The organism is Myxococcus sp. RHSTA-1-4 (assembly GCF_020037125.1).
Classification (GTDB): Bacteria; Myxococcota; Myxococcia; order Myxococcales; family Myxococcaceae; genus Myxococcus.
Genome location: NZ_JAIQDG010000019.1, coordinates 1 through 21,043 on the forward strand (window position 1 = coordinate 1; position 21,043 = coordinate 21,043).

Below are 21,043 nucleotides of genomic sequence, written 5' to 3' on the forward strand. Positions count from 1 at the left end.
CTCACGGCGGCCACGTGCGGCCAGGGCAAGTCATCCTCCGGCCGGGGCACCAGGTCCGCGTCCAGACTCTCCTGCTCTTCGGGCGGCACCGCAGCGCCTTCAGGCCGCTCGCCCGGAGACAGGGCATAGGCACCCTCCAGCCGCAGGCCCGTCATGACCGAGAGAGCCTCTCCCGCCAATTGCGCCACCTCGGGCACCTCGAGGTACTCCACGCAGGCCTCCATGGCCGCCACCCGGCCGCTGAAGCCCAGCGCCCAGAGCGCCTGAGCACGCAACTCGGCGGACTTGAGCAAGCCCACCAGCATGGACGCCTCCGTCTCGTCGCCGCCCAGGGCCAGCAACACCATGGCTTCCCGGACATGCGCGCCGGGCGACTGCACCGCCTTGCGACAGGCCTCCCAGGCCAGGCGCACCCCGGAGGCCAGTCCCGCCTCCATGGCCGCCGCGCGAATGGCGGGGTGCGCCGAGTCCAGCAGCGCGGGCAATTGCCTGCGCACCGTGTCCTCCGGCAGCGGCAGCACCCCGCGCAGGGCCGCTACCTGCGCCCGCGGCTCGTCATGTCTGAAGAAGCGCACCAGCACCTCGGCAGGAGCCTCCTGGCGGAAGACCAGTGCCTCCAGCACTCCGGCCTGCAGGGCCGTGTCCTCCAGCTTCAGCAACTCCAGGAGGCGTGCGCCCAGCCCCGGGGCCTCACTCACCTCCAACGCCCGGAGATTGGCGGCACGAGCCGGCGCTTCTGCCCCTCGCAGCCGCACGAGCACCTCCTCCACCTCCCCCAGCGCAAGCAGCGCGTGGGCCGCGGCCGAAATACGCGGTGCCTCCTCCGAGTCGAAGGCCGGGCGCACCACGGTGTCGAGCGCGGCCTCGTCCTCCAGCCCCTCCAGGTGCGCCAGCAGTCGCTCCTCGCGCTCCGCCGTCTCCGCCAGCGTGAAGTCCGGCGCCACCAGGGCCCTTTGCCACTGCACCCACCGGAAGGCCGCCTCGTCCAGGTACTCCTCAAGCACATCCACCAACACCATGACGGCATCCCCCTCAGTTGATTCGAATCGAGCCGCCCCGGAGGTGAATGACGCCCTCGGCGGACGTCTCCACGTACGTCCCCCCGTTGTTGTCTCTACCAGGCAACCCTACCGGCCCAGGCTGACTCGCGATGCATGAGGCATGCTGGGAGGAGCCCCCCAAAGTGCACTGGGACTGAGATACCGAAACCAGGAGGCGCGGCATCGGCGGCCAATGTCATGACGTGGACAGCCCTCATTTCCACCCGCGGCATGTACGGGGCATGCGGACCGGCCCCTCGACGATTGAGGGGAGTGGGCAAGGGTCTTCGACGGGACACGCATCACCGTCTCCCGCTCGCCAGAGCCCGTGGGCCGAGCACCACTGTCACCATGGACGCCGTCGACGGCGACACGCGCTCCTACCCGTGGACGGCCGCCCGCGCGGGCACCTGGACCGGGGCCAACACGCCCAGCGCGTCCTTCACCCCGAGCGCCGTGCCCACCGGGACCCGTGCGGCAACGGCCCGCTCGGAGTGCTGCGGGCAGCAGCGGCGCGGAACCACGCCGCCAGCGCATTGAGGCGCACGCCACCGCCCTGCCCCACCGCCTCCGAGTACGTCCAGCAGCGCGGGCTTCACGGCTTCGGGCACTCCCCCATCGCTCACCGGAACTCGTCGACGATGAACACGCCCGCGTTGGAGGCGCCGAGGATGGCGGTTCCAGGCTTGGAATCGGGTCGCTTGCGGAGCTGCCCGAGGCCGAGGCGAGCCACCGCGCAGATGGGAATCTTGTTCCCGCCCTTCACGGGCTGAGCCTCGTAGTATCGGATGACGACTTGCGGGCCACCCGTCCAGACGCGGCCGTAGAGCCTGGCGGGCGCTTCAAGCAGGCCCAGGTTGTCTTCGAGCATGCTCTCGATGGGACCGTCATACAGCGTGACGTCCCGCACGAAGCCCTGGTTCGCGTCGAGCACCACGAATGCAGCCTCGCCCACGAACATACGCAGGTAGTCCATCGCCTTCCTGGCCTCTTCCGGGCACTTCTCGGGCCCGGGAGTTCCGTCCGGGCGCAGCCGCACGTCCCCTGGCGTCGGGGTCGTAGCGCAACTGGAGGACGTCACGAGGAGGGCGGCGCCCCACACGAGCATGGACCTGATGGCGGACATGCCCGCGCTCCTACTTCCCCATCAGGCTACGTTCCAGTGTCACGTAGGCCGTCCGCCGGCCATCGTGCCGGTAGACCTCCAGGAACAGGTTCGCCAACTGCCCATCCTCCGAGAACGCGCTTCCGTCCGCGACGATGGCAATGACACCGGATGCCCCAGGCGCGATGGTGGGTGCACTGGCCTTGAACGCCACCGCCCGCTCACTCCCCCCTACCAGGGTGGTGAGCCGCACCTGCCGCACGCTCCATGGGCTCTCCGGCTGGAGATTCGTGACATTGAAGACGACGGCTGCCTTCCCCTTGCCACGAAACAGGGTGGCTTTCGTCTTCGCGTCCTGGTCCGTATCCGAAAAGGTCTGCACAATGGTGAACGGCGTCTGCTCGATGGCCCCCGCGGCCAGGAGCGCGGCGAGCGCATGGTCCTCGGAGGTCTCCTCCTTGCGGAGCCGCTCGTTCTCCTCCCGTAGAGCCCGGGCCTCCTTCCGCACGCGCTTCAATGCGGACGCCATGGCCTCGTAGCTCTCGGCGTCCCTGAACACGTTCACCTGCTGGTCCGCCGCCCGCTCCTCGTCTGCCGGCGGCCTCAAGAGGAATGGAACCTCCGTTCCATCATGGAGCGTCACGAGCAGGGACACACCCTCATCGGAGGCGAGGTCACGGATGGGCTCCAGGATGACCTTCCGCCCGACCACCCCCAGCGGCTCGAACCGTCCCTCCCAGCCCAGCAACCGGGTCTTGCCCGCATCCACGGGCTGCTCGAACCGCAGGCTGGTGATGACCTGCCCCGTCACGTAGATGCGATGGGTCGCATCGTCCGGGTGCTCCGAGAGCAGCAGGGTCCGGACACCGCTCCGCTCGCGGTCACCCGCCAGCGCGGCGGATGCCACGAGGGCGACGAACAGTACAAACCTGGACGGTAGTGCGCTCCGCATAGAACCTGGAACCTCCCAGGGCATCGGCGCCCCTCCAAAGCGCGAAGCCCAGGACCCACCTCCACGATGGGAAGAGTCCAGTCCGTCGTTCGTAACATCAGCTCCGATTCGCCCGTCTATTTCTGGACGGCCAGAATCCGCCAGGTGCGCACGTCAACCGCGTAGGTAGCAGCGTCCGTCGCGGTCTTCCCCTCGGCGCGGCAGGCCCCCTCCCTGACGCGAAAGCCGACGAGCATCACCTCCTCGTTCAGCGGAGCCGCCTCCACGTCGTACGAGTCTCGCCGGTACAGACACACCTCGTCGGGAGAGGCTCCTCGGGGTGGCTCGACATCGCGAGGGAGCATGTCGTCGAACGCGAGCGAGATGGCCGCGGCGACCACCGCCGGCACCTGCACCCGCCCCGACTCCGGCAGCCAGAGGGGATACGGAAGCCTTGCCGCTTCCTCCTTCGGAGCGTGCTCCGGACGAAAGGGCCGGCGAGAGAGCGCGCACCCGGAGAACACCACCGCAGCCAACAGCAGGGCAGAGCACCGCATGGGACTCTCCGGGTCTTCATCTTCCGTGTCGTCAGCGGGAACATGCCACGGCCCCACCGTGGCACATCCCCATCACTCCCCTACGCCGCCAGCGCCTCGCGGCACTTGAGGCACACCTCACCGCCCTGCCCCACGGCCTCCGAGTACGTCCAGCAGCGCGGGCACTTCTCGCCCTTCGCCGACAGCACCTCGGCCGTCACCTTCACGCCCTCGCCGAACGCCTGCGTCACGTCCAGCGCCTGCGCCTTCCCACCCGCCGCGTCCGCCAACTCCACCTGGCTGGTGATGAACAGCCCCGGCAGCTCGTCCAGGTGCGCCTTCAGGAAGTCGCGCGCCTTCGCGTCCGCCGTCAGCACCACCCGCGCCTCCAGCGACGCGCCAATCAGCTTGTCCCGCCGCGCCGCCTCCAGCACGCCCTGCACCGCGCCGCGCACCGCGAACAGCTTCCCGTACCGCTCCGCCAGCGCCGCATCCAGCTTCACCGCCGGCTCCGGGAAGCCCGCCAGGAACACGCTCTCCGCCGGCGCCCCAGGCAGGTACTGCCACGCCTCCTCCGCCGTGAAGCTCATCACCGGCGCCAGCAGCCGCAGCAGCACCGACGCCACCTCGTGCAGCACCGTCTGCGCGCTCCGCCGCGCCTTCCCATCCGTCCGCCACGTGTAGAGCCGGTCCTTCAGGATGTCGAAGTACACCGCCGACAAATCACCGGCGCAGAAGTCCACCACCGTCGCGAAGACGAGGTGGAACTCGTAGTCCTCGTACGCCTTGCGCACCCGCGCGACGACCTCCGCCAGCCGGCCTCGCGCCCACTGGTCCAGCGGCAGCAGCTCCTCGGCCGGTACCGCGTGCTTCGCCGGGTCGAAGTCGTACAGGTTGCTCAGCGCGTAGCGGACCGTGTTGCGAATCTTCCGGTAGCTCTCCGACAGGCCCTTCAGAATCTGGTCCGACAGGCGCACGTCGTTGCGGTAGTCGCTCGCCGCCACCCACAGGCGCAGCACCTCCGCGCCGTACTGCTGGATGATTTTCTCCGGCGCGACGGTGTTGCCCACGCTCTTCGACATCTTCTCGCCCTTGCCGTCCACCACGAAGCCGTGCGTCAGGCACGCCTTGTAGGGCGACATGTCGCGAGTCCCCACCGCCACCAGCATGGACGAGTGGAACCACCCACGGTGCTGGTCGCTGCCCTCCAGGAACAGGTCCGCCGGAATCCGCTGCCGCTTCTCCAGCACCGCGGAGAACATGCACGCCGAGTCGAACCACACGTCGAGGATGTCCGTCTCGCGCCGGAACTCCTCCTTGCCGCAGCGCGGGCACTTGAAGCCCGCCGGCAGGAACTCCTTCACCGGCGTGCGGTACCACACGCCCACGCCCTCCTGCTCCACGCGGTCCGCCACCCGGTTCATCAGCTCGGGAGACACCACCGCCTCCTCGCAACCCTCGCAGTAGGCGATGCAGATGGGCACGCCCCACGTGCGCTGCCGGCTGATGGTCCAGTCCGGCCGCGTCTCCAGCATACCCCGGATGCGGCTGTGCCCCCACGAGGGCACCCACTGCACCTTGTCCACCTCGTCCAGCACCGCCTGGCGGAACGTCTTCTCCCCGCGGAACGGCTTGTCCAGCGGGATGAACCACTGGTACGTCGCGCTCAGGATGATGGGGTTGTGGCACCGCCAGCAGTGCGGGTAGCTGTGCGCCACCGTGTCCTTCGAGTCATTCAGCAGCACGCCCCGCTCCACCAGCATGCCGATGACCAGCGGGTTCGCCTCGAAGACCTTCTTGCCCGCCAGCACCTCGCCCACCGTCTCGTCGTAGCGGCCGTCCGGGCGCACCGGGTTGTAGATGTCCAGCCCGTACTTCAGGCCGACCTCGTAGTCCTCCTGGCCGTGCCCCGGCGCCGTGTGCACCAGGCCCGTACCGGCGTCCAGCGTCACGTGCTCGCCCAGCAGCAGCCGCCCGCGCCGCTCATGGAAGGGGTGCTGGTACGTCAGGTGCTCCAGCTCCTCGCCGCGCGCGTACGCGAGGATGCGCGACGGGTCCACCATCGCCGCGGCGGACACCTCGCCGCCGGGCAGCGGCACGTTCTTCACCGCCAGCTCGTCCGCCTTCACCTCCGCCAGCACCTTCGGCAGCAGGTCCTTGGCCACGCAGATGACGCGCGCGCCGAGCTGGTAGAAGACGTACTCGAACTCCGGGTTGACGGCGATGGCCAGGTTGGCCGGCAGCGTCCACGGCGTCGTGGTCCAGATGACGTACGCGACGTCCTTCCCCTTCAGCGCGGGCACCCGCTCCGCCACTTCCGGTCCGGCCGCGAAGGCCACGTACACGGACGGGGACTCGTGGTCCTCGTATTCGACCTCCGCCTCGGCCAGCGCCGTCTGGTCCGTGAGGCACCAGTACACCGGCTTCTTGCGCCGGTAGAGCATGTCCCGGCTCGCGAACCTGGCCAGCTCGCGGATTTCCTGCGCCTCGAAGCTGAAGTCGAGCGTCTTGTACGGCTTGTCCCACGAGGCGAAGGTGCCCATGCGCTGGGCCTCGCCCTTCTGGATTTCGATGAACTCCAGCGCGTAGGCGCGGCACGCCTCCAGGAAGGCGTCGCGCGACAGGGTGCGCTTGTCCACCTTCTTGTCCTTCAGCCGCTTCTCCACCGCCTGCTCAATCGGAAGGCCGTGCGTGTCCCAGCCGGGGATGAAGTCGCACAGCCGGCCGGACATGTTCCGGTACTTCACGACGATGTCCTTGAGCACGCGGTTGAGCGCGTGGCCGGCATGCAGGTGGCCGTTGGCGTACGGCGGCCCGTCCGGCAGCACGAAGGGCTCGGCCTTCGCGTTCCTCTCCAGAATCTTGCCCCAGATGCCCCGCTCTCCCCACCAGCCGAGCATCCTCGGCTCGAGCTGCGCCAGGTTCCCCTTCATCGGGAACTCCGTGCGGGGCAGGTTGACGGTGTCCTTGTAGTCCTTCTCCTTCGGGGGCGTATCACTCATGTCGGAGCGCCCGTAACACGCTCCCCGCACACCTTCAATCAATCGACGGTGGGCTTCCCCGCCTCGGGAGCAACGGTGCGGCGCAGCACCGCCACCGAGAGCTGTCCGGGCTGCACGGAGCGGATGACCAGCTCCATCTCCTCGTGCCCCGAGCGGAACCGGCGCGGCTCCACTTCCTTGAAGCCGGCCTTGCCCAGCTCGGCGCGGTAGAAGGCCTCCACCTCCGCCTCCTTCGCGCGCACCGTGTAGTTGACCGAGCGGACCACCTCCAGCTCGCTCGTCATCACGCCCTCGGCCCCGGCGAACACCGGCGCCACCGAGGACACGGCCTGGGGCGGCTGGGACATGTTGGCTTCGCCCAGGTACAGCGTGGTGGTGCCGTCCGGGTTGGGCTGGAAGATGACGGTGTAGGTGATGAGCCGCTCGGGGTCGAGGGCCGTGATTTGCGCCTCGCGCAGCGTCTGCGGCTGGTGCTCCACCGGAGGAATGAAGAGGCCCCACGCCTCCCAGCGGTCCACGATGTGCTGGAGCAGCGGCTCCGGCTTCTCCTTGCTGCGCACCGCCTTCAGCCGCACCGGGACGCCGTCCGCCAGCATCACCCCGGGCACGTCGACGATGTCCACCACCTTGGGCACGTCCCAGACGAAGGGCTGCCGGTACACCGGCGGCACCTCGATGCCGGGCGGGATGTCCAGCAGGTTCACCGGCGGCGTGTCCTCGTCCAGGCCGAGCAGGTCCGACACGGTGGACGGCTTCGGCTCCTCGAGCTCCAGGGCCCACGCGGCGGGAGGCTTCGACTCCCGCGCCTGCGACTCCGGCTTCTTCGGCTCCGGGGCCTTCGAGTCCTTCGCCTTCGCGGCCTCCTGTACCTGGGGAGCCCGCGCGGGCCGCGTGGGTGCTTCGGTGCCGCTCGCGCCCAGCGCCAGCAGCATCAGGGTCCAATTCATGCCGTGTTCTCGACTCCGCCGTGCCCGGGCGCGCGCCCGGGTGTCAGTCCTCTTCGGGCAGGCTCTTCGCCTTGTCCTTCCCGCTGGGCCCCTCCTTGGGGCAGCGGCTGGAGCACTGGTTGAAGGCCTTCTCGTACTTCTGGCTGCAGCGCATGGCGCAGGTCTGGAACTGGCTGGCCTTGCTGCCCCTTCCCGGGGCGGTGGGGGTGGGGCAGCGGTCCATGCAGGCCTGGAGCGTCTCGCTGCCCTTGCCGGCGCAGGTGGCCTCGCACTCGGCGCGGTCGGCCAGCGCGGGAGAGGCGGACAGCAGCGCGCCGAGGAACGCGGCGGCGGCGAGGCGGGTGAAGGAGTGGCGCTTCGTCTTCATGTGAGGAGGGTCCTTGTGGAGGGGGATTCAGGGGCTACTCGTCGCAGTCCCTACCGAGGAAGCACCGGCCGTTGGCCAGCCGCCGGGCCCACGCGTAGCCGTAGGTGCCGGACGAAATCGCGATGGGCGAGCCCGGAGTCGTCGGGAACATGCCGGAGCCCCGCCACTGGTCCAGCGTGGGCACCTGCATGAACAGCATCTCCTCGCCCGGCGCGCTCATGAAGAAGTACCGGGACTTGATGGGCACCATCTGCTCGGGAATCTGCATCACCGCCATCGGCATCATGTCGGACATCCAGGGGATGACGATGGCCGTCGGAAGGTACGTGCCGTACACCGCGCTGTAGAAGGGCAGATTCAGACAGGGCGTGGGCACGTAGATGGGCAGGCTGAACATGTCGTACGGCGTGTGCCCCATGGGGAGCTGACAGGTCAGCACCTCGCTGGGGAAGTTGCCGGCCAGCCCCCAGTCATCCACCAGCATGTTGAAGCGGGCCTGGCACTCGCCGGCCACCGCGCGGCCCGCGGCGCACACGCGCATGTTGGTGAAGCGGTCGTCGGCGTGCTGCTCCTGGTAGAGCCCGCCCTCCGCCGGGTTGTCGTCGTCGAGGAACCGGCGGGGGAGGCGGATGGCGCTCAGGTCCGCCTGGGCCTCGCAGTGGGCGGCCCCCTGGTCGCGGTAGACTGGCTGGGTGAGGACGGCGCCCTCCCAGTCGGGAGCGCCGCCCTGGCCACACGTCACCCGCAGGTTCCGGCCCGCGGTGAAGGCCTGGGTGACGCCCGGCGCCCGGTTGATGGTGGACCGGCCGTCGAAGTCCGCGTAGCGCTGCTGCGCGTTCGCCGCCGAGGCGGCCATGGAGTCTTCCGCCTTCTCGTAGTCCACGGGGATGCTGTGCATCTGCCGGTGGGTGCCGTTCCACAGCGCGGAGATGGCGGCCTCCTGCACCTTCAGCGACAGGTAGCCCACCTCCGCGAAGTGGATGCCGAAGATGATGACGGTCACCATCAGCGTGGCGCCCAGCGCCGTCTCCACCAGCGCCGCGCCGCGGGCCTTCCTCCGGCTCGACGGGACGTGCGTGCTCATTGAATCCCCCTGTAGCCCGCCCCGAGCAGGGCGTCGAAGGTCTGCGCGGCGGTGCCGGCCCCGCCGTTCTGCAGCGTCCGCCTCGCGTCGTCCAGGCCGGACTCGTCGATGTCGGGCGCGACGAGGGTGGCGCGCCAGTACGGGTTGAGCAGGTTGGGCGGCTCGGCCCAGTGATTGATGCCCAGGCTCACCCCGCGATGGTAGTAGGCGATGCCGGTGGCCAACGCCGTCTGCACCGAGTTGGGCGTGCCGTCCGCCAGCTCCAGCCCGCGGGTGCTGAACTCGTTGTTCCGCCCGCCGCGCTCGAAGCGGAAGCGGGTGAAGAAGTTCCACGGGTCCGCCACCGGGCGCGCGCTCATGTCCCGCTGCACCAGCGCGAAGTTCTTCGGCTGGGCGTAGTTGTTGTCCTCCTCGGTGACGCCGGTGAAGTGGTAGTCGATGAAGGCCGGCCAGATGCCGGGGCAGCTCGACGGGCCGCCCGTGCACGGCACCAGGAAGTGGACGAAGGGTATCGAGTCCTGCCCGCCCGTCCACCGGTGCCGGAACTGGAAGCCGGACGCCACCACCTCCGAGCGCGCCGTCTGCCGGCTGCCCGGCATGATGAGCGGACAGGGCAGGCCGCCTCCGTTGAGGAGGTGCATGTAGATGGTGTCCACCGTGCCCTCGTCCTGGCCGGTGACGGCGGACGCGTAGGGCGGGATGAGGTTCATCACCGCGCCCATGGTGAAGTTGCCCGCGGGCTTGTTGAAGTACGCGGTGCCCTCGCCCGTGGCGAAGGCGAAGCTGCGGCGCGAGAGGAAGGCCAGCAGGAAGACGCGCAGCTGGTGGGGCAGGTAGTGCCCCATCTCGGTGGAGCGGTGGGTGACGAAGCGGTAGCCCCGGCTGCCCGAGGCCGCGTTGACGGCGTGGGCCACCGACATGGGGAGGTCACACGCCGCGCCGTCGTCCGAGCAGGCCGTGCCGCCCCGGAGCTCCTTCCGGTTCACCTCCAGCCCGCCGGGGGTCCGCCACTCGCCGGGGTTGCCGCCCGCCGAGGCCGCCTGCGCGACGTCGCGCGCGAAGGACTGGTCCCTCAGCTTGTCCGACAGGTCACCGAACGTGTCCCGCTGCGAGGCGTAGATGCCGAGCTGCGCCGTCTGGTGGAGGAGGACCTGCAGCGCGGCCCGCGCGTCCGCGCCCCGGAAGATGGGGTCGATGCGGCGGTCCTCGTTCAGGAAGGCGTTCTGCAGGGCGCGCAAGTCGCTCATGCCCCGGCGGCCGCACCGGCACGCGCGGCGGCAGAACCCGTTGAAGGGCGCGCAGGCGCACAACGCCTGCATGATTTGATACGGCCACTGGGCGCCGCGGAAGGACGAGCGCGTGGCGTTCAGGTGCGCGCGGTACAGCGTCGTCCAGGAGATGAGGCTCTGCGCGCCGGCCTGGGCCACCGCGTGCGCAATCTGCGCGCGGTTGAGCACGGCGATGTTGTTGAAGGTGCGCGCGGTGGCCACCGCGTTGGTGTAGGCGGCGGCGTCCGCCACCGTCTGCACCTCGATGCGCTCGCGCACCTTCATGGAGAAGGACAGCGTGAGCACCACCATCAGCACCACCAGCAGCATGCTGAGGACGAACAGCGTCATCGTCTGGCCGCGGGAGCGGGCTCCGGTCCGGCGGGCTCTGGCAATCAGGCGCGCAATCATCGGGTCACCGGGGGCAGTTCATGGTGGGGAAGTGGCGGGCCTTCAGCGGCGTCATCATCCGCATGGTGAAGGTCGTCTCGATGGGGAAGACGTACTGCCGCGCGCGCACGCGGTTGAGCAGCTCGGCGCCGACCTCTCCGCTGAGCGAGAACGGGTCGGTGAACTCGCCGCGGTTCCAGTTGGCATCGCGCTCGGCGAGCAGCAGCGGGTTGGCGGCGGTGTAGTCCTCCAGCCCGAGCTGCGCCAGGAACATGTGCGACATCACCCAGTTGGCGAAGGGAATCCGCAGCGGGTACCAATAAATCATCCGCACCTCGAGCTGCCGCAGGTGCCCGGGCTCGTCGAAGTCGCGGTCCTGCTCGCCGCCGATGCCGCCGCCCTCGATGTGGCGGTCAATCCACACGATGCTGCCGTCGTGCTCTCCGTCCAGCCGGGGCCCCGGGTTGGCGCCGCCCGCGTAGCGGTTGAACCGGCGGGCCGCGAAGGCCGCCGCCAGCTTCGCCGGGGCGTTGCCTCCTCCGCCGTGCTGGACGACGGCCGCCGGCGTGGAGTCTCCGAGGAAGGAGTGGAACGAGGGCAGCAACGCGAGGATGGCCGAGTGGGTCATCCGCTCGCAGTCCCCGTAGCCCACCGCGCCCGCCCGCGTGGCGCGGAAGACGGCGTAGTGCGCCAGCACCCGCGCCTGCAGCATCAGGAAGAGCTGCAGCGTGCCCAGCACGAGGAACACGACGAGCGGAAGCGTCAGCGCCGCCTCCACCATCGCCTGTCCCGATTGGCGCCCTCCTCGAAGCGGCCGCTCAGATTTCATGGCACTCGTATGTTCCGGGAATTCCGTTGCGATCGGACATACGTCAACTTGACGGCAAGCCCACCTTGGCGGCCCACAGCAGACCACATCCCTGTCACGGACCTGTAGCGGGCGGCGGGAGGGCTACCTCGGCTTCATGCCCTTGGTGTCGAGCTGGTACTTCTTCACCAGCCGTTCAATGGACTTGCGGTGCAGGCCGCTCTCACGGGCGGCGCGGGAGAGGTTCCCCTCGCAGCGTGTCAGGACGCTGGTGATGTACTCGCGCTCGAAGTTCTCCAGGAGCTGCTCCTTGGCGTCCTTGAAGGAGAGGTGCTCGTTGAAGGGCAGCGGCCCCTCGCGGGCCTGGCCGCGCACGCGGGGCGGCAGGTGGGAGGGCAGAATCTCCTCGCCCTCGCTGAAGGTGAGCACGTGCGACAGCACGTTCATCAGCTCGCGCACGTTGCCGGGCCACGCGTAGGACATCAGCAGGCCCAGGGCCTCCGCGGAGAAGCGCTTCTTGCCGTGCTTGCCCACCAGCTCCGGGTCCGCCAGCGCCTGCTTGAGGATGAGGGGGATGTCGTCCCGGCGCTGCCGCAGCGGCGGCAGCTGCACCGTAATCACCGACAGGCGGAAGTAGAGGTCCTCGCGGAAGTTGCCCGCCTGAATCTCCTTCATCAAATCCCGGTTGGTGGCGGCGATGACGCGGCAGTCCACCTCGATGACGTCGTTGCCGCCCACGCGCCGCACCTCGCGGTTCTCCAGCACGCGCAGGAGCTTGGGCTGGAGGTCCAGGCGCAGCTCGCCCAGCTCGTCCAGGAAGATGGTGCCGCCATGGGCGCGCTCGAAGGCGCCGGGGCGGCCGGACACCGCGCCGGTGAAGGCGCCCTTCTCGTGGCCGAACAGCTCGCTCTCGATGAGGTTGGGCGGAATGGCGCCGCAGTCCAGCACCTCCATGGGCCCCTTCGTCCGGCCGGACAGCTCGTGGATGGCGCGCGCCACCAGCTCCTTCCCGGTGCCCGTCTCGCCCTGGATGATGACGGACACGTCCAGGGGGGCGATCTTCTTGATGAGGCCGAATATCTGCCGCATCTTCATGCTCTGCCCCACCATGCCGCACAGCTCGCTGTCGCGGTCGGGCTCGATGGTGACCTCCTCGTCCAGCGGGGCGAAGGTCAGCAGCGAGGAGCCGGCGCGAATCTGCGAGCCGGAGGTCAGGTAGGCACGTTCAATCCGGCGGCCGTCCAGGAAGGTGCCGTTGGTGGAGCCCAGGTCCACCAGCAGGTAGCCGCGCTCGGTGAACTGGATTTCGAAGTGGTGGCGGCTGGCGGTGCGGTCCTCCACCAGCACCAGGTCATTGCCGGGGTGGGCGCCGCAGCGCAGCCGCTCCTTGTCGCTCACCACGGAGCGGCCGGTATCCGGCCCGGAGGACACGGACAGCCGGCACTTGTGCAGCTTCACCGTGGTGCGGGGGTCCACCACGAGCGTCTCCCCCAGGAGGGGGGAGTGGGTCAGGTCTTGTCCGACGTCGCCAGGACTGGTGTGGATGTCGTCAGGGTGCAGAGGGGGAGCACTCATCTGACGTGAGGATAGCAAACGGCACCCACTCGGCCCGCCCTGACGGGTGGTACGTGCTAGGCTCCCGCGCCCCGCCCATGTCTCCTCGCAAAGTGAAGTCGAAGAAGGCCCCGGCCCCGCCTGGGTCCCAGGCACCCGAGCGTCCCACGCGAGTCGCTCGCGCCCCACGCGCGAAGAAGACGGTCGCCGAGAAGAAGACGGTCGCCATCCTGTCCCGCAAACGGTCGCTGTACTCCACGCGCCGCCTGGTGCAGGCCGTCAAGGAGCGGGGCCACCGCCCGCTGGTCTTCGACACGCTGCGCTGCTGCCTGCTGCTGGCGAAGGGGAAGCCGCGGATGACGTACCGTGGCGTGGAGGTGCGCGGCGTGGACGTGGTGGTGCCGCGCATCGGCGCGTCGATTACGGCCTACGGGCTGGCGGTGGTGAACCACTTCGAGATGATGGGCGTGCCCGTCCTCAACCCGCCCACGTCCATTGCCCGCAGCCGGGACAAGCTGCGCGCGCTGCAGTTCCTGGCCGCGTCCGGGCTGGACATCCCCCGCACGGTGATGGCGCATGACCGCAGCAACGTGCGCCGCCTGGTGGACGAGGTGGGCGGGCTGCCCGTCATCATCAAGCTCATCAAGGGCACCCAGGGCGTGGGGGTGATGATCGCCCACACGCTGCCGGAGGTGCAGACCATCCTCGACACCTTCTGGGACCTGGGTCAGGAAATCGTCCTCCAGGAGTTCGTCGCGGAGAGCGAGGGACGGGACGTGCGGGCCCTCGTCGTGGGTGAGCGGGTGGTGGGGGCGATGCGGCGCAAGGCGAAGAAGGGCGAGTTCCGCTCCAACATCCACCGCGGCGGCGAGGGGCAGGCAATCGAGCTTCCGGAGTCGTACGTGGAGGCGGCGGTGAAGGCCGCGCGCATCATCGGCCTGGAGGTGGCCGGGGTGGACATGCTGGAGGGGCACGCCGGCCCCCGGTTGATGGAAATCAACTCCAGCCCGGGCTTCGAGGGGCTGGAGGGGGCCACGGGCCAGGACATCGCCGGGGCCATCATCGACCACGCGCTCGCCTACGCGGAGGCGCGGGCGGGACGGCTGAGGGCACCGGGAGGGTGAGCACGACGCCGGCCGTGCGGGACGGCCCGCGCGCCGTGAAGCAGGCAGGCAGCCTGGGCAAGGTGCCTCGTTTGCTCCTCAGGAACACAGGAATGCACTTCGCGCCCACGTGTCTTCGGGAGTTGGCAGCGGCGTGGAGAGCCCTCTAATCTGGCGCTCCTCAATGAAAACGCTGCACAAGCCGCTGCAGATCACCGTCTACCAGGACGTGCTTTGTGCCTGGTGCTACCTCGCCGAGCATCGCCTGGACGTGTTGCGCCAGGAGTTCGGTGAGGTCATCCGCTGGAGCGTCAGGCCGTATCCGCTGCGCCTCCACGACGCGCTTCCCACGGAGCGCGAGAAGCGCGGGCTGGTGGAGGAGGTGCAGCGTGCGATGCGCGAGCCCGACCCCGCCGCGAAGCTGCTCACCACGGACCTGTGGCTCGGGGGAGACCCGCCGCGCACCAGCGTGCCGGCGCTCGCGGCGCTCGAGGCGGCGCGGCTCCAGGGCCCGCAGGCGCGCGCGTTCCTCGCGCGCTCCATGCAGCGCGCGGCGCTGGAGCAGGGCATCAACGTGTCGCGCACGGACGTGGTGTTCGAGCTGGCGTCGCGCGTGGGCCTGGCGATGAACGAGTTCTCCGCCGCCTTCCGCTCGGAGGAGACGCGGCGGCTCATCCTCGACGAGCACCGCGACGCGGCCAACCGCGGCGTGCGCGGCGTGCCCACGCTGGTCATCGGCGGCCGGTGGATGCTGTGCGGCCTGCGCGAGGTGACCGAGTACCGCGAGCACATCCTCGCGTGCCTGGGGAAGATTTCCGCGCCGCGCTCGGGCTCCCCCGAGCGGCTGGTGCACTGAAGCCCCTCTGGAGCCCGCGTGACGCGGGCTCCGGCGCTCAGGTCTCCTCGGCGCCGTTGCTGAGCGCCAGGTAGAGCCCCGCCATCATCAGGTTGAAGAGACCCGCGGCGGGCACCAGTCCCACGCAGCACGCGAGGATGCCCGCGAACGTGATGAGGGTGCCGAGCAGCGCGGCCCCCAGCATGCCGAGCCGGTGCCCGCGCGCGTAGGCGAAGCAGCGGCGCAGCGTGGCCATGGCGGTGGGGTTCTCGGAGCGGGCCAGCTCCGGCTGCACCAGCAGCAGGGGCATGCCGAGCCACATGCCCGGGAAGATGCTGAGCCCGCCGCCCACGACGAGCATCGCCACCATGGCGGGCCACAGCGTCCCGAACTCCCGCACCGTCTCCTCGGAGGGATTTCCCTCGTTCAGCGACGTCCAGTCCAGGGACTCCAGGGCCCCGAGTCCTCCCGTGACGGCCGCCGCGCCCACCCCGGCACCGAAGACGAGGAGGAGGAACGGCAGCATCACCGCGAAGATGATCAGCGTGGTGAGCAGGTACGGGACGGCCTTGTGGAACTGGGTGAAGATCCGCCCCAGGTCCGCCTTCCGCCCTTCCAGCACGTCCAGCAGCATCCGCATGAGGCCGAGGTTCGCCACGCCCTGCACCACCGTGGAGCCGAGGTAGCCGAGGCCGATGAACACCGCGGTGACGGCGACGTTGTCCACCACGCCGCCCATCAGCGTGAGGATCTGCTTGACGATTTCCCCCACGATGGACCCGGCCATGGCGATGAGCACGCCGACGCAGATCATCACCCAGTCGCGCTTGAAGGCGGCCCAGGCGGTGTCCAGCAGCGCGCTGACCGTCCACGTCCCCCGGGTCAGCGGGAAGGACTGCCCCAGTCCCGTGCGCTCGCGGCAGCCGGGGCACAGGGCCTGGGCGCCGCCCTCGCTGCACGTGTCGCACATGAAGTTGCCGCAGCGCGTGCAGGTGCTCGACGCCGCATGGGCCGGGTGAAGCGGGCAGAGCGCCCCCGCCCCCCCTCCGAAGTCCATCTCCGCCATGATTGCCGACTCCTCATGCGGCCGGCCTCCGGTCCACCCCGGAGCGGGCCGCGCCCAGCTACACCTACACCAGCCGGGGCGATGTCCACCAGAGGACAGGAGTGGGTATCCTGGGGCCGCGGCCCGGCGGAGAAAGACTCGGCGCCACGGTGTGAATTTCCTTCACGCCCGCCCGTCTACCCCCACGTGGTTGCGCAGGTGGATGGTCTCGCGGTCCACTCCGCCCCCAGGAGATTCCCATGCGTCGCTTGCTCGCACTCGCCATCCCGGTCGCCCTGATGATGGGCACCGGATGTGTCGCCCACGTCCACGATGGCCACTACCGCACCCGGACGGTCGAGGTCGTCGAATACAGCTACTCGGGCGACCACCCGGTGCCGGACGACTACGGCGGTGGCTGGTGCTCGCACACGCACGTGCACGTGCACGACTACCGGCCGGCGACGACGTACTACGTCTACACGGACAACGTGTACTACTACCGGGGCCCGTCGGTGGTCTGGTACTGGGACTACCACCCGCATGCGCACGGCGGTTACTGCGACCTGCGCGGGCGCCACTCCCACGACTACTACCCCACCACGAGCGGCGGCTACCGCTACGAGCGCAACCGCGGCTACGTGTGGGACCGGACGCACCGGGCCACCCCGGGCTACGGCTACGTGAGGCAGGCGTCGCGCCCGGCGTCGCCTCCGCCCACGCGGTACTACAACGATGACTCCCAGGGCCGCCGTCCTCCTCCGCCGTCCGGCACCGGCTACGGCACCGCGCCCCCGCGTGGCGACCACGGCGGCGGCTACGGCAACTCCGGCGGCTGGGGCAACGGCGGTGGCCGCGGCAACGGCGGCGGCTACGGCAACTCCGGCAACGGCAACTCCGGCAACGGCAACTCCGGTGGTGGCTACGGCGGCCCGCCCCCGGGACGCGGCAACAGCGGTGGCCGCGGCAACGACGATGACCACGGCAATGGCGGCGGCTGGGGCAACAGCGGCGGCAATGGCAACGGCGGCGGCTACGGTGGCCGCGGCAACGATGACCGGGGCAACGGCGGCGGCTGGGGCAACAGCGGCGGAAGCAGCGGCAACGGCAACAGCTCCGGTGGCGGCTACGGTGGCCGCGGCAACGATGACCGGGGCAACAGCGGCGGCAACGGCGGCGGCTGGGGCAACAGCGGAGGAAGCAGCGGCGGCAACAGCTCCGGTGGCGGCTACGGTGGCCGCGGCAACGATGACCGGGGCAACAGCGGCGGCAACGGCGGCGGCTGGGGCAACAGCGGAGGAAGCAGCGGCGGCAACAGCTCCGGTAGTGGCTACAGCCCTCCGTCGGGTCGTGGCAACAGCGGCAGCCGGGGCAACAGCGACAACGGCGGCAGCCGCTGGGACAGCGGTGGCGGCCGGAGCTCCAGCAGCAGCAGCGGCGGTGGCTGGAGCAGTGGCAACAGCGGCAGCTCGGGCGGATCGCGCTCTGGCTCCAGCAGTGGCGGCTCCTCCTCGCCCCCGAGCGGCCGTGGCCGCTCCTCCAAGAGCAATGGCGGTGGCGGCGGCTGGCGCTGACGCGTAGCCGGCTCCGAAGGCTGATGGATTTCCGACACCGGGCCGCGTCCCCTGTCTCCCGCAGACAGGCGGACCGCCCGGTGTCGCGTTTTCCGGGTGCCCCTCCCGCGGGGCGTCGGACAGGGGACGGACGGCGGGCGGGGTGGATTGCCGCCGCGGGGGTGCGTGGAAATGTTGCCGGCCGATGAAGCGCCCTCTCTTGATTGCGACCTGTGTCCTGCTGGGGCTGACGTCGGGCTGTGGCTCCGGCGATGCCAACCCGGACCCGGGCGTCCGTACCGAGGACGCCGAGGCAGTGGACCTGGACAACCTCCGCATCCGCGTCAGCGGCCGGGTGGAGGTGCTGCCCGAGGCCGCGCGCCTGCTCGAGTCGCGAGGCCAGCCGGTGCCCTCGCTGGCGGGAGTCCCCGTCACCATCGAGGAGCCGCTGCGCCTCGCGGTGAACGACGTGAATGCCACCTTCGGCACGGGAGCGCTGGCCGAGGACGGTGACTTCAGCGTGGCCGAGGTGCCCGTGCGCGAGGTGCACCAGAGCCTCGCGGTGGGCCTGGCCGCGCCCGGGCTCGTGCGCACGGCCACCGTCGTCTACGACACGGCCTTCACCGGCGGGCGGCCGCGCACGGACCTCATCGACACACGCGCCTGGGCGTTGCCGGAGTCCTTCCACGACGCGCTCGGCGCCGCCGTGGGCGAGGTCCGCCTGCGCGGCCACACCGGAGACAAGGCCGGCACCCTGCGCGACGCGGGCTTCGTGCTGGGCCGCGTGGTGGACGCGGACGGCAACCCGGTGGCGGGCGTGCGCGTGACGCCGGACCGGAGCGAGCTGGCCGACCGCGTCTACTACCCCACCCCGGACTTCAGCGGCGTGGGCCAGGACGGCACCGGCGCGGACGGCCTGTTCCTCTACGTCCACTCCGCCGGGGACGCGGAGACGTTCCGCCTGAGCGTGGACGGCGCGGAGGGCTACACGCCGCGCAACGCGGGCGCCGCGCCCGGTTGGGGACTGTTGCTCACCGTCTACCCGGGCCAGCACCCGCCTCCGTAGCCCGGAAGCCCGTCGGCTCCGGTGCGTCCGCCGCTCTGGAGCCGCGTGACTTCGAGCCGGGGCACGATTCCCCGCTCGCCGTGCGGACGGCCGGCCATGCGAGGCCGGGGCCCGCTGGGGATGCCCATCCTGGGCCTGTACCCGGGCGTCGGCACGGGTGAGGCCGTGCTGCTGTCGGTGGCGGGGCTGCTGACGGGCGCGGCGCCGCGCGGCCTGCTCGCATGGGCCCGGCCGTTCCGCGGCAGACGCCTGCCCCCCGGGCCGATGTCAGGAGCCCTCGCGCGGCGCATGCCTCCCCGAGGCATCTCGTCCGTGGACAAGGCCCTGCCTTGACCGGCCCCTCGGCCCGGACCAGGCATTGAAGGAGTCCCATGCGTTCCAGGGGGGACGCCAACGATGAGCTGGACCGGGAGGCCCCAGAGTCGTATCGAGGCCTGGGCCCGCGCGCTGGCCTGGCTCGCGGCGCTGGGAGTCCCTGCCCTGGGGCTGCTGAACCTGGTGGGCTGGGCCCGGGGCGTGCCGGTGCTCGAGCCGGTGATGGCCGGCCTGCCCACGCCGCCTCCTCAAACCAGCCTCGCGCAGATGCTCGGAGGCATGGCGCTGGGCCTGAGGCTGCCTCGCCGCCCCTCCCTGCTCCATGAACTGCTGGCGGAGGCCTGCGCGGTGGGGGTGCTGACCCTTGGCGTGATGAGCCTCTCCCACGACCTGGCGGGACTGAGCGTATCAGCGCACACCACGCTGACGCGGTTGCTGGATGGAGCGGAGGCGCCCGTGCGCCGTCCCTCGCCCCTCACCTCCACCTGCCTGCTGCTGCTGGGACCCGCGCTGATGTTGCAGTGGCGCTCCGGGCGGTGGCATTCCACGAAGGACACCCTCACGGTGCTGGCCATGCTGGGCGCGCTGCTGGGCTTCAACGGCGTGCTGCTCGGCCCCGTCGTGGGAGTGAGCGCCATGCCCTTCCTCGCGCGGCGCAGCATGAGCCTGCCCACCGCGCTGTCACTGCTCTTCCTCGGCCTGGGAACGCTGTGCGCGCAGCCCAGGCAGGGGCTCATGGGCCGCATCACCCGGAACACGCTCGGCGGGTTGCTGGGGCGCCGGCTCATCCCCGTGGCCCTGCTGGGCCCGCCGCTGCTGGGAGTGGCGCTGGTGCTGCTGGAGGGCGCGGGCGCCATCAAACACGAGGCGAGGTTCCCCCTCTTCGCCACCGTGGTGAGCGCGGCGGGCCTGGTGCTGGTGCTGCTTTCCGCGCGGGCACTGGACATGATTGAGGTCCGGCGCCAGCAGGCCCACGCGGAAGCGGAGATGCAGCGCGGCCTCCTCCAGACGGTGCTTGACCATGCGCCGGTGGGCGTCATCCTCGTGGACCCGGAGCGCGGCACGGTGGTGTCCAACCGGGTGGCGGACACGATGCTCGGGCGGCCCCTGTCCGAGGGGAGCCGGGAACGGTACATGGAGCAACTCCGCCACGTGGACGGGCGGCCGGTGCGGCTGGAGGAGCTTCCCTCCACGCGGGTGGCGGAGACGGAACGGGTGGTGGGGCCGGAGGAGTACCTCGTCCTCCAGCCGGACGGCCACACGCTCCCGGTGCTGGCCACGGCGGCCCCCGTCCCCGGCGGGCGTGGCGTGGTGGTCAGCTTCCAGGACCTGACCCCGCGCCGCGAGCTGGAGCGGCTGCGCGAGGAGTACGTGAGCCTCATCTCGCACGACCTTCGCACCCCGCTCAACACCATCTCCCTCCGGGCGGACCTGCTCCAGCGCCTGCTGCGCGAGCGGCACCTGTCGCGCGAGCAGGGCCTGTCGGAAGCCATCCTGGGCAGCGTGGCCTGGATGAGCTCCATGATTGAGGAACTGCTGGAGGGCGCGAGGCTGGAAGCGAAGCGGGAAACGCCGCGCCGCGAGCCAAGGGACCTGGTGCGCTTCCTGGAAGAGGTGATGGAGCGGGACGTGCCGCCGGACCAGCGCGAGCGCTTCCGCTTGGAGGTGGCCGGGCCGATGCCGGCCGTCTGGATGGACGCGCCACGGCTGGAGCGGGTGCTGGCCAACCTGCTGGGCAACGCCGCGAAGTACAGCCCGCCGCACCTGCCCGTGGTGGTGCGCGCCCGGGTGCGGGACTCGTGGGTGGAGGTGTCGGTGAGCGACCAGGGCCCGGGGCTGTCCCCCGAGGACGCGGCGCACGTCTTCGACAAGTACTACCGCACACGGAAGGGCAGCGCGTCCGACACGAAGGGACTGGGGCTGGGGCTCTACATCAGCCGCCTCATCGTGGAGGCGCACGGCGGCCGCATCTGGGTGGAGAGCGAGCCCGGCCGGGGCGCCACCTTCTGCTTCAGCCTGCCGGTGGGGCCCCCGCGGGAGGCGCCCGTCCCCGGCCCGGCGCCCGAGGAGCCAGGACCGGGGGAAGGCGCGTGA

General features: G+C 70.4%; 18 protein-coding genes. 6 read left to right on the forward strand and 12 right to left on the reverse strand.

The annotated features are described in order from the left end of the window. The 11 genes from K8638_RS24720 to K8638_RS24770 form a co-directional block, all read right to left on the reverse strand. The coding region (locus K8638_RS24720) for a hypothetical protein (RefSeq protein ID WP_223757073.1) at window positions 1-1,019 on the reverse strand (1,019 nt) is incomplete at its 3' end. 643 nt (window positions 1,020-1,662) lie between these two features. Then, the gene (locus K8638_RS24725) at window positions 1,663-2,166 is read right to left on the reverse strand and encodes a hypothetical protein (protein WP_223757074.1); all 504 of its coding nucleotides are present in this window, start codon (window positions 2,164-2,166) and stop codon (window positions 1,663-1,665) included. 10 nt (window positions 2,167-2,176) lie between these two features. Then, window positions 2,177-3,121: a DUF2381 family protein gene (locus K8638_RS24730; RefSeq protein WP_223757075.1), complete on the reverse strand. Its 945-nt coding sequence runs from the start codon at window positions 3,119-3,121 to the stop codon at window positions 2,177-2,179. A 92-nt stretch (window positions 3,122-3,213) separates the two neighbouring features. After that, window positions 3,214-3,633: a hypothetical protein gene (locus K8638_RS24735; RefSeq protein WP_223757076.1), complete on the reverse strand. Its 420-nt coding sequence runs from the start codon at window positions 3,631-3,633 to the stop codon at window positions 3,214-3,216. An 80-nt stretch (window positions 3,634-3,713) separates the two neighbouring features. Then, window positions 3,714-6,614, reverse strand: a complete 2,901-nt coding sequence (gene ileS, locus K8638_RS24740; RefSeq protein WP_223757077.1) for an isoleucine--tRNA ligase — start codon at window positions 6,612-6,614, stop codon at window positions 3,714-3,716. A gap of 38 nt (window positions 6,615-6,652) precedes the next feature. Next, window positions 6,653-7,561 carry a hypothetical protein gene (locus K8638_RS24745; RefSeq protein WP_223757078.1) on the reverse strand — a complete coding sequence of 303 codons (909 nt, stop codon included), beginning with the start codon at window positions 7,559-7,561 and terminating at the stop codon, window positions 6,653-6,655. 43 nt (window positions 7,562-7,604) lie between these two features. Further along, on the reverse strand, window positions 7,605-7,928 hold the full coding sequence (locus K8638_RS24750; RefSeq protein ID WP_223757079.1) for a hypothetical protein: 324 nt from the start codon (window positions 7,926-7,928) through the stop codon (window positions 7,605-7,607). A gap of 34 nt (window positions 7,929-7,962) precedes the next feature. Further along, window positions 7,963-9,012, reverse strand: a complete 1,050-nt coding sequence (locus K8638_RS24755; protein WP_223757080.1) for a pilus assembly protein — start codon at window positions 9,010-9,012, stop codon at window positions 7,963-7,965. Further along, complete coding sequence (locus K8638_RS24760) at window positions 9,009-10,631, reverse strand: pilus assembly protein TadG-related protein (protein ID WP_255662904.1); 1,623 nt, start codon at window positions 10,629-10,631, stop codon at window positions 9,009-9,011. Before K8638_RS24760 ends, K8638_RS24755 begins: the two co-directional genes overlap by 4 nt. 64 nt (window positions 10,632-10,695) lie before the next feature. Continuing rightward, complete coding sequence (locus K8638_RS24765; RefSeq protein ID WP_223757082.1) at window positions 10,696-11,499, reverse strand: TadE/TadG family type IV pilus assembly protein; 804 nt, start codon at window positions 11,497-11,499, stop codon at window positions 10,696-10,698. Window positions 11,500-11,622: 123 nt separating this feature from the next. Continuing rightward, window positions 11,623-13,053: a sigma 54-interacting transcriptional regulator gene (locus K8638_RS24770; protein WP_223757083.1), complete on the reverse strand. Its 1,431-nt coding sequence runs from the start codon at window positions 13,051-13,053 to the stop codon at window positions 11,623-11,625. Window positions 13,054-13,130: 77 nt separating this feature from the next. Here K8638_RS24770 and K8638_RS24775 point away from each other — a divergent pair, with 77 nt between their 5' ends. Next, entirely contained in the window at window positions 13,131-14,156 is a 1,026-nt protein-coding gene (locus K8638_RS24775; protein ID WP_223757084.1) for a RimK family alpha-L-glutamate ligase, read from the forward strand. Window positions 14,157-14,319: 163 nt separating this feature from the next. After that, window positions 14,320-14,991: a DsbA family protein gene (locus tag K8638_RS24780; RefSeq protein ID WP_223757085.1), complete on the forward strand. Its 672-nt coding sequence runs from the start codon at window positions 14,320-14,322 to the stop codon at window positions 14,989-14,991. A gap of 37 nt (window positions 14,992-15,028) precedes the next feature. Here the strand turns inward: K8638_RS24780 and K8638_RS24785 are convergent, their stop codons facing one another. Then, complete coding sequence (locus K8638_RS24785) at window positions 15,029-16,036, reverse strand: hypothetical protein (RefSeq protein WP_223757086.1); 1,008 nt, start codon at window positions 16,034-16,036, stop codon at window positions 15,029-15,031. 239 nt (window positions 16,037-16,275) lie between these two features. Here K8638_RS24785 and K8638_RS24790 point away from each other — a divergent pair, with 239 nt between their 5' ends. From K8638_RS24790 to K8638_RS24805, 4 genes are all read left to right on the forward strand, one after another. After that, window positions 16,276-17,589, forward strand: a complete 1,314-nt coding sequence (locus K8638_RS24790; protein WP_223757087.1) for a hypothetical protein — start codon at window positions 16,276-16,278, stop codon at window positions 17,587-17,589. Window positions 17,590-17,773: 184 nt separating this feature from the next. Then, on the forward strand, window positions 17,774-18,634 hold the full coding sequence (locus K8638_RS24795) for a carboxypeptidase regulatory-like domain-containing protein (RefSeq protein WP_223757088.1): 861 nt from the start codon (window positions 17,774-17,776) through the stop codon (window positions 18,632-18,634). A gap of 96 nt (window positions 18,635-18,730) precedes the next feature. After that, entirely contained in the window at window positions 18,731-18,967 is a 237-nt protein-coding gene (locus K8638_RS24800) for a hypothetical protein (protein WP_223757089.1), read from the forward strand. Between the two features lie 63 nt (window positions 18,968-19,030). Continuing rightward, window positions 19,031-21,043, forward strand: a complete 2,013-nt coding sequence (locus K8638_RS24805; RefSeq protein ID WP_223757090.1) for an ATP-binding protein — start codon at window positions 19,031-19,033, stop codon at window positions 21,041-21,043.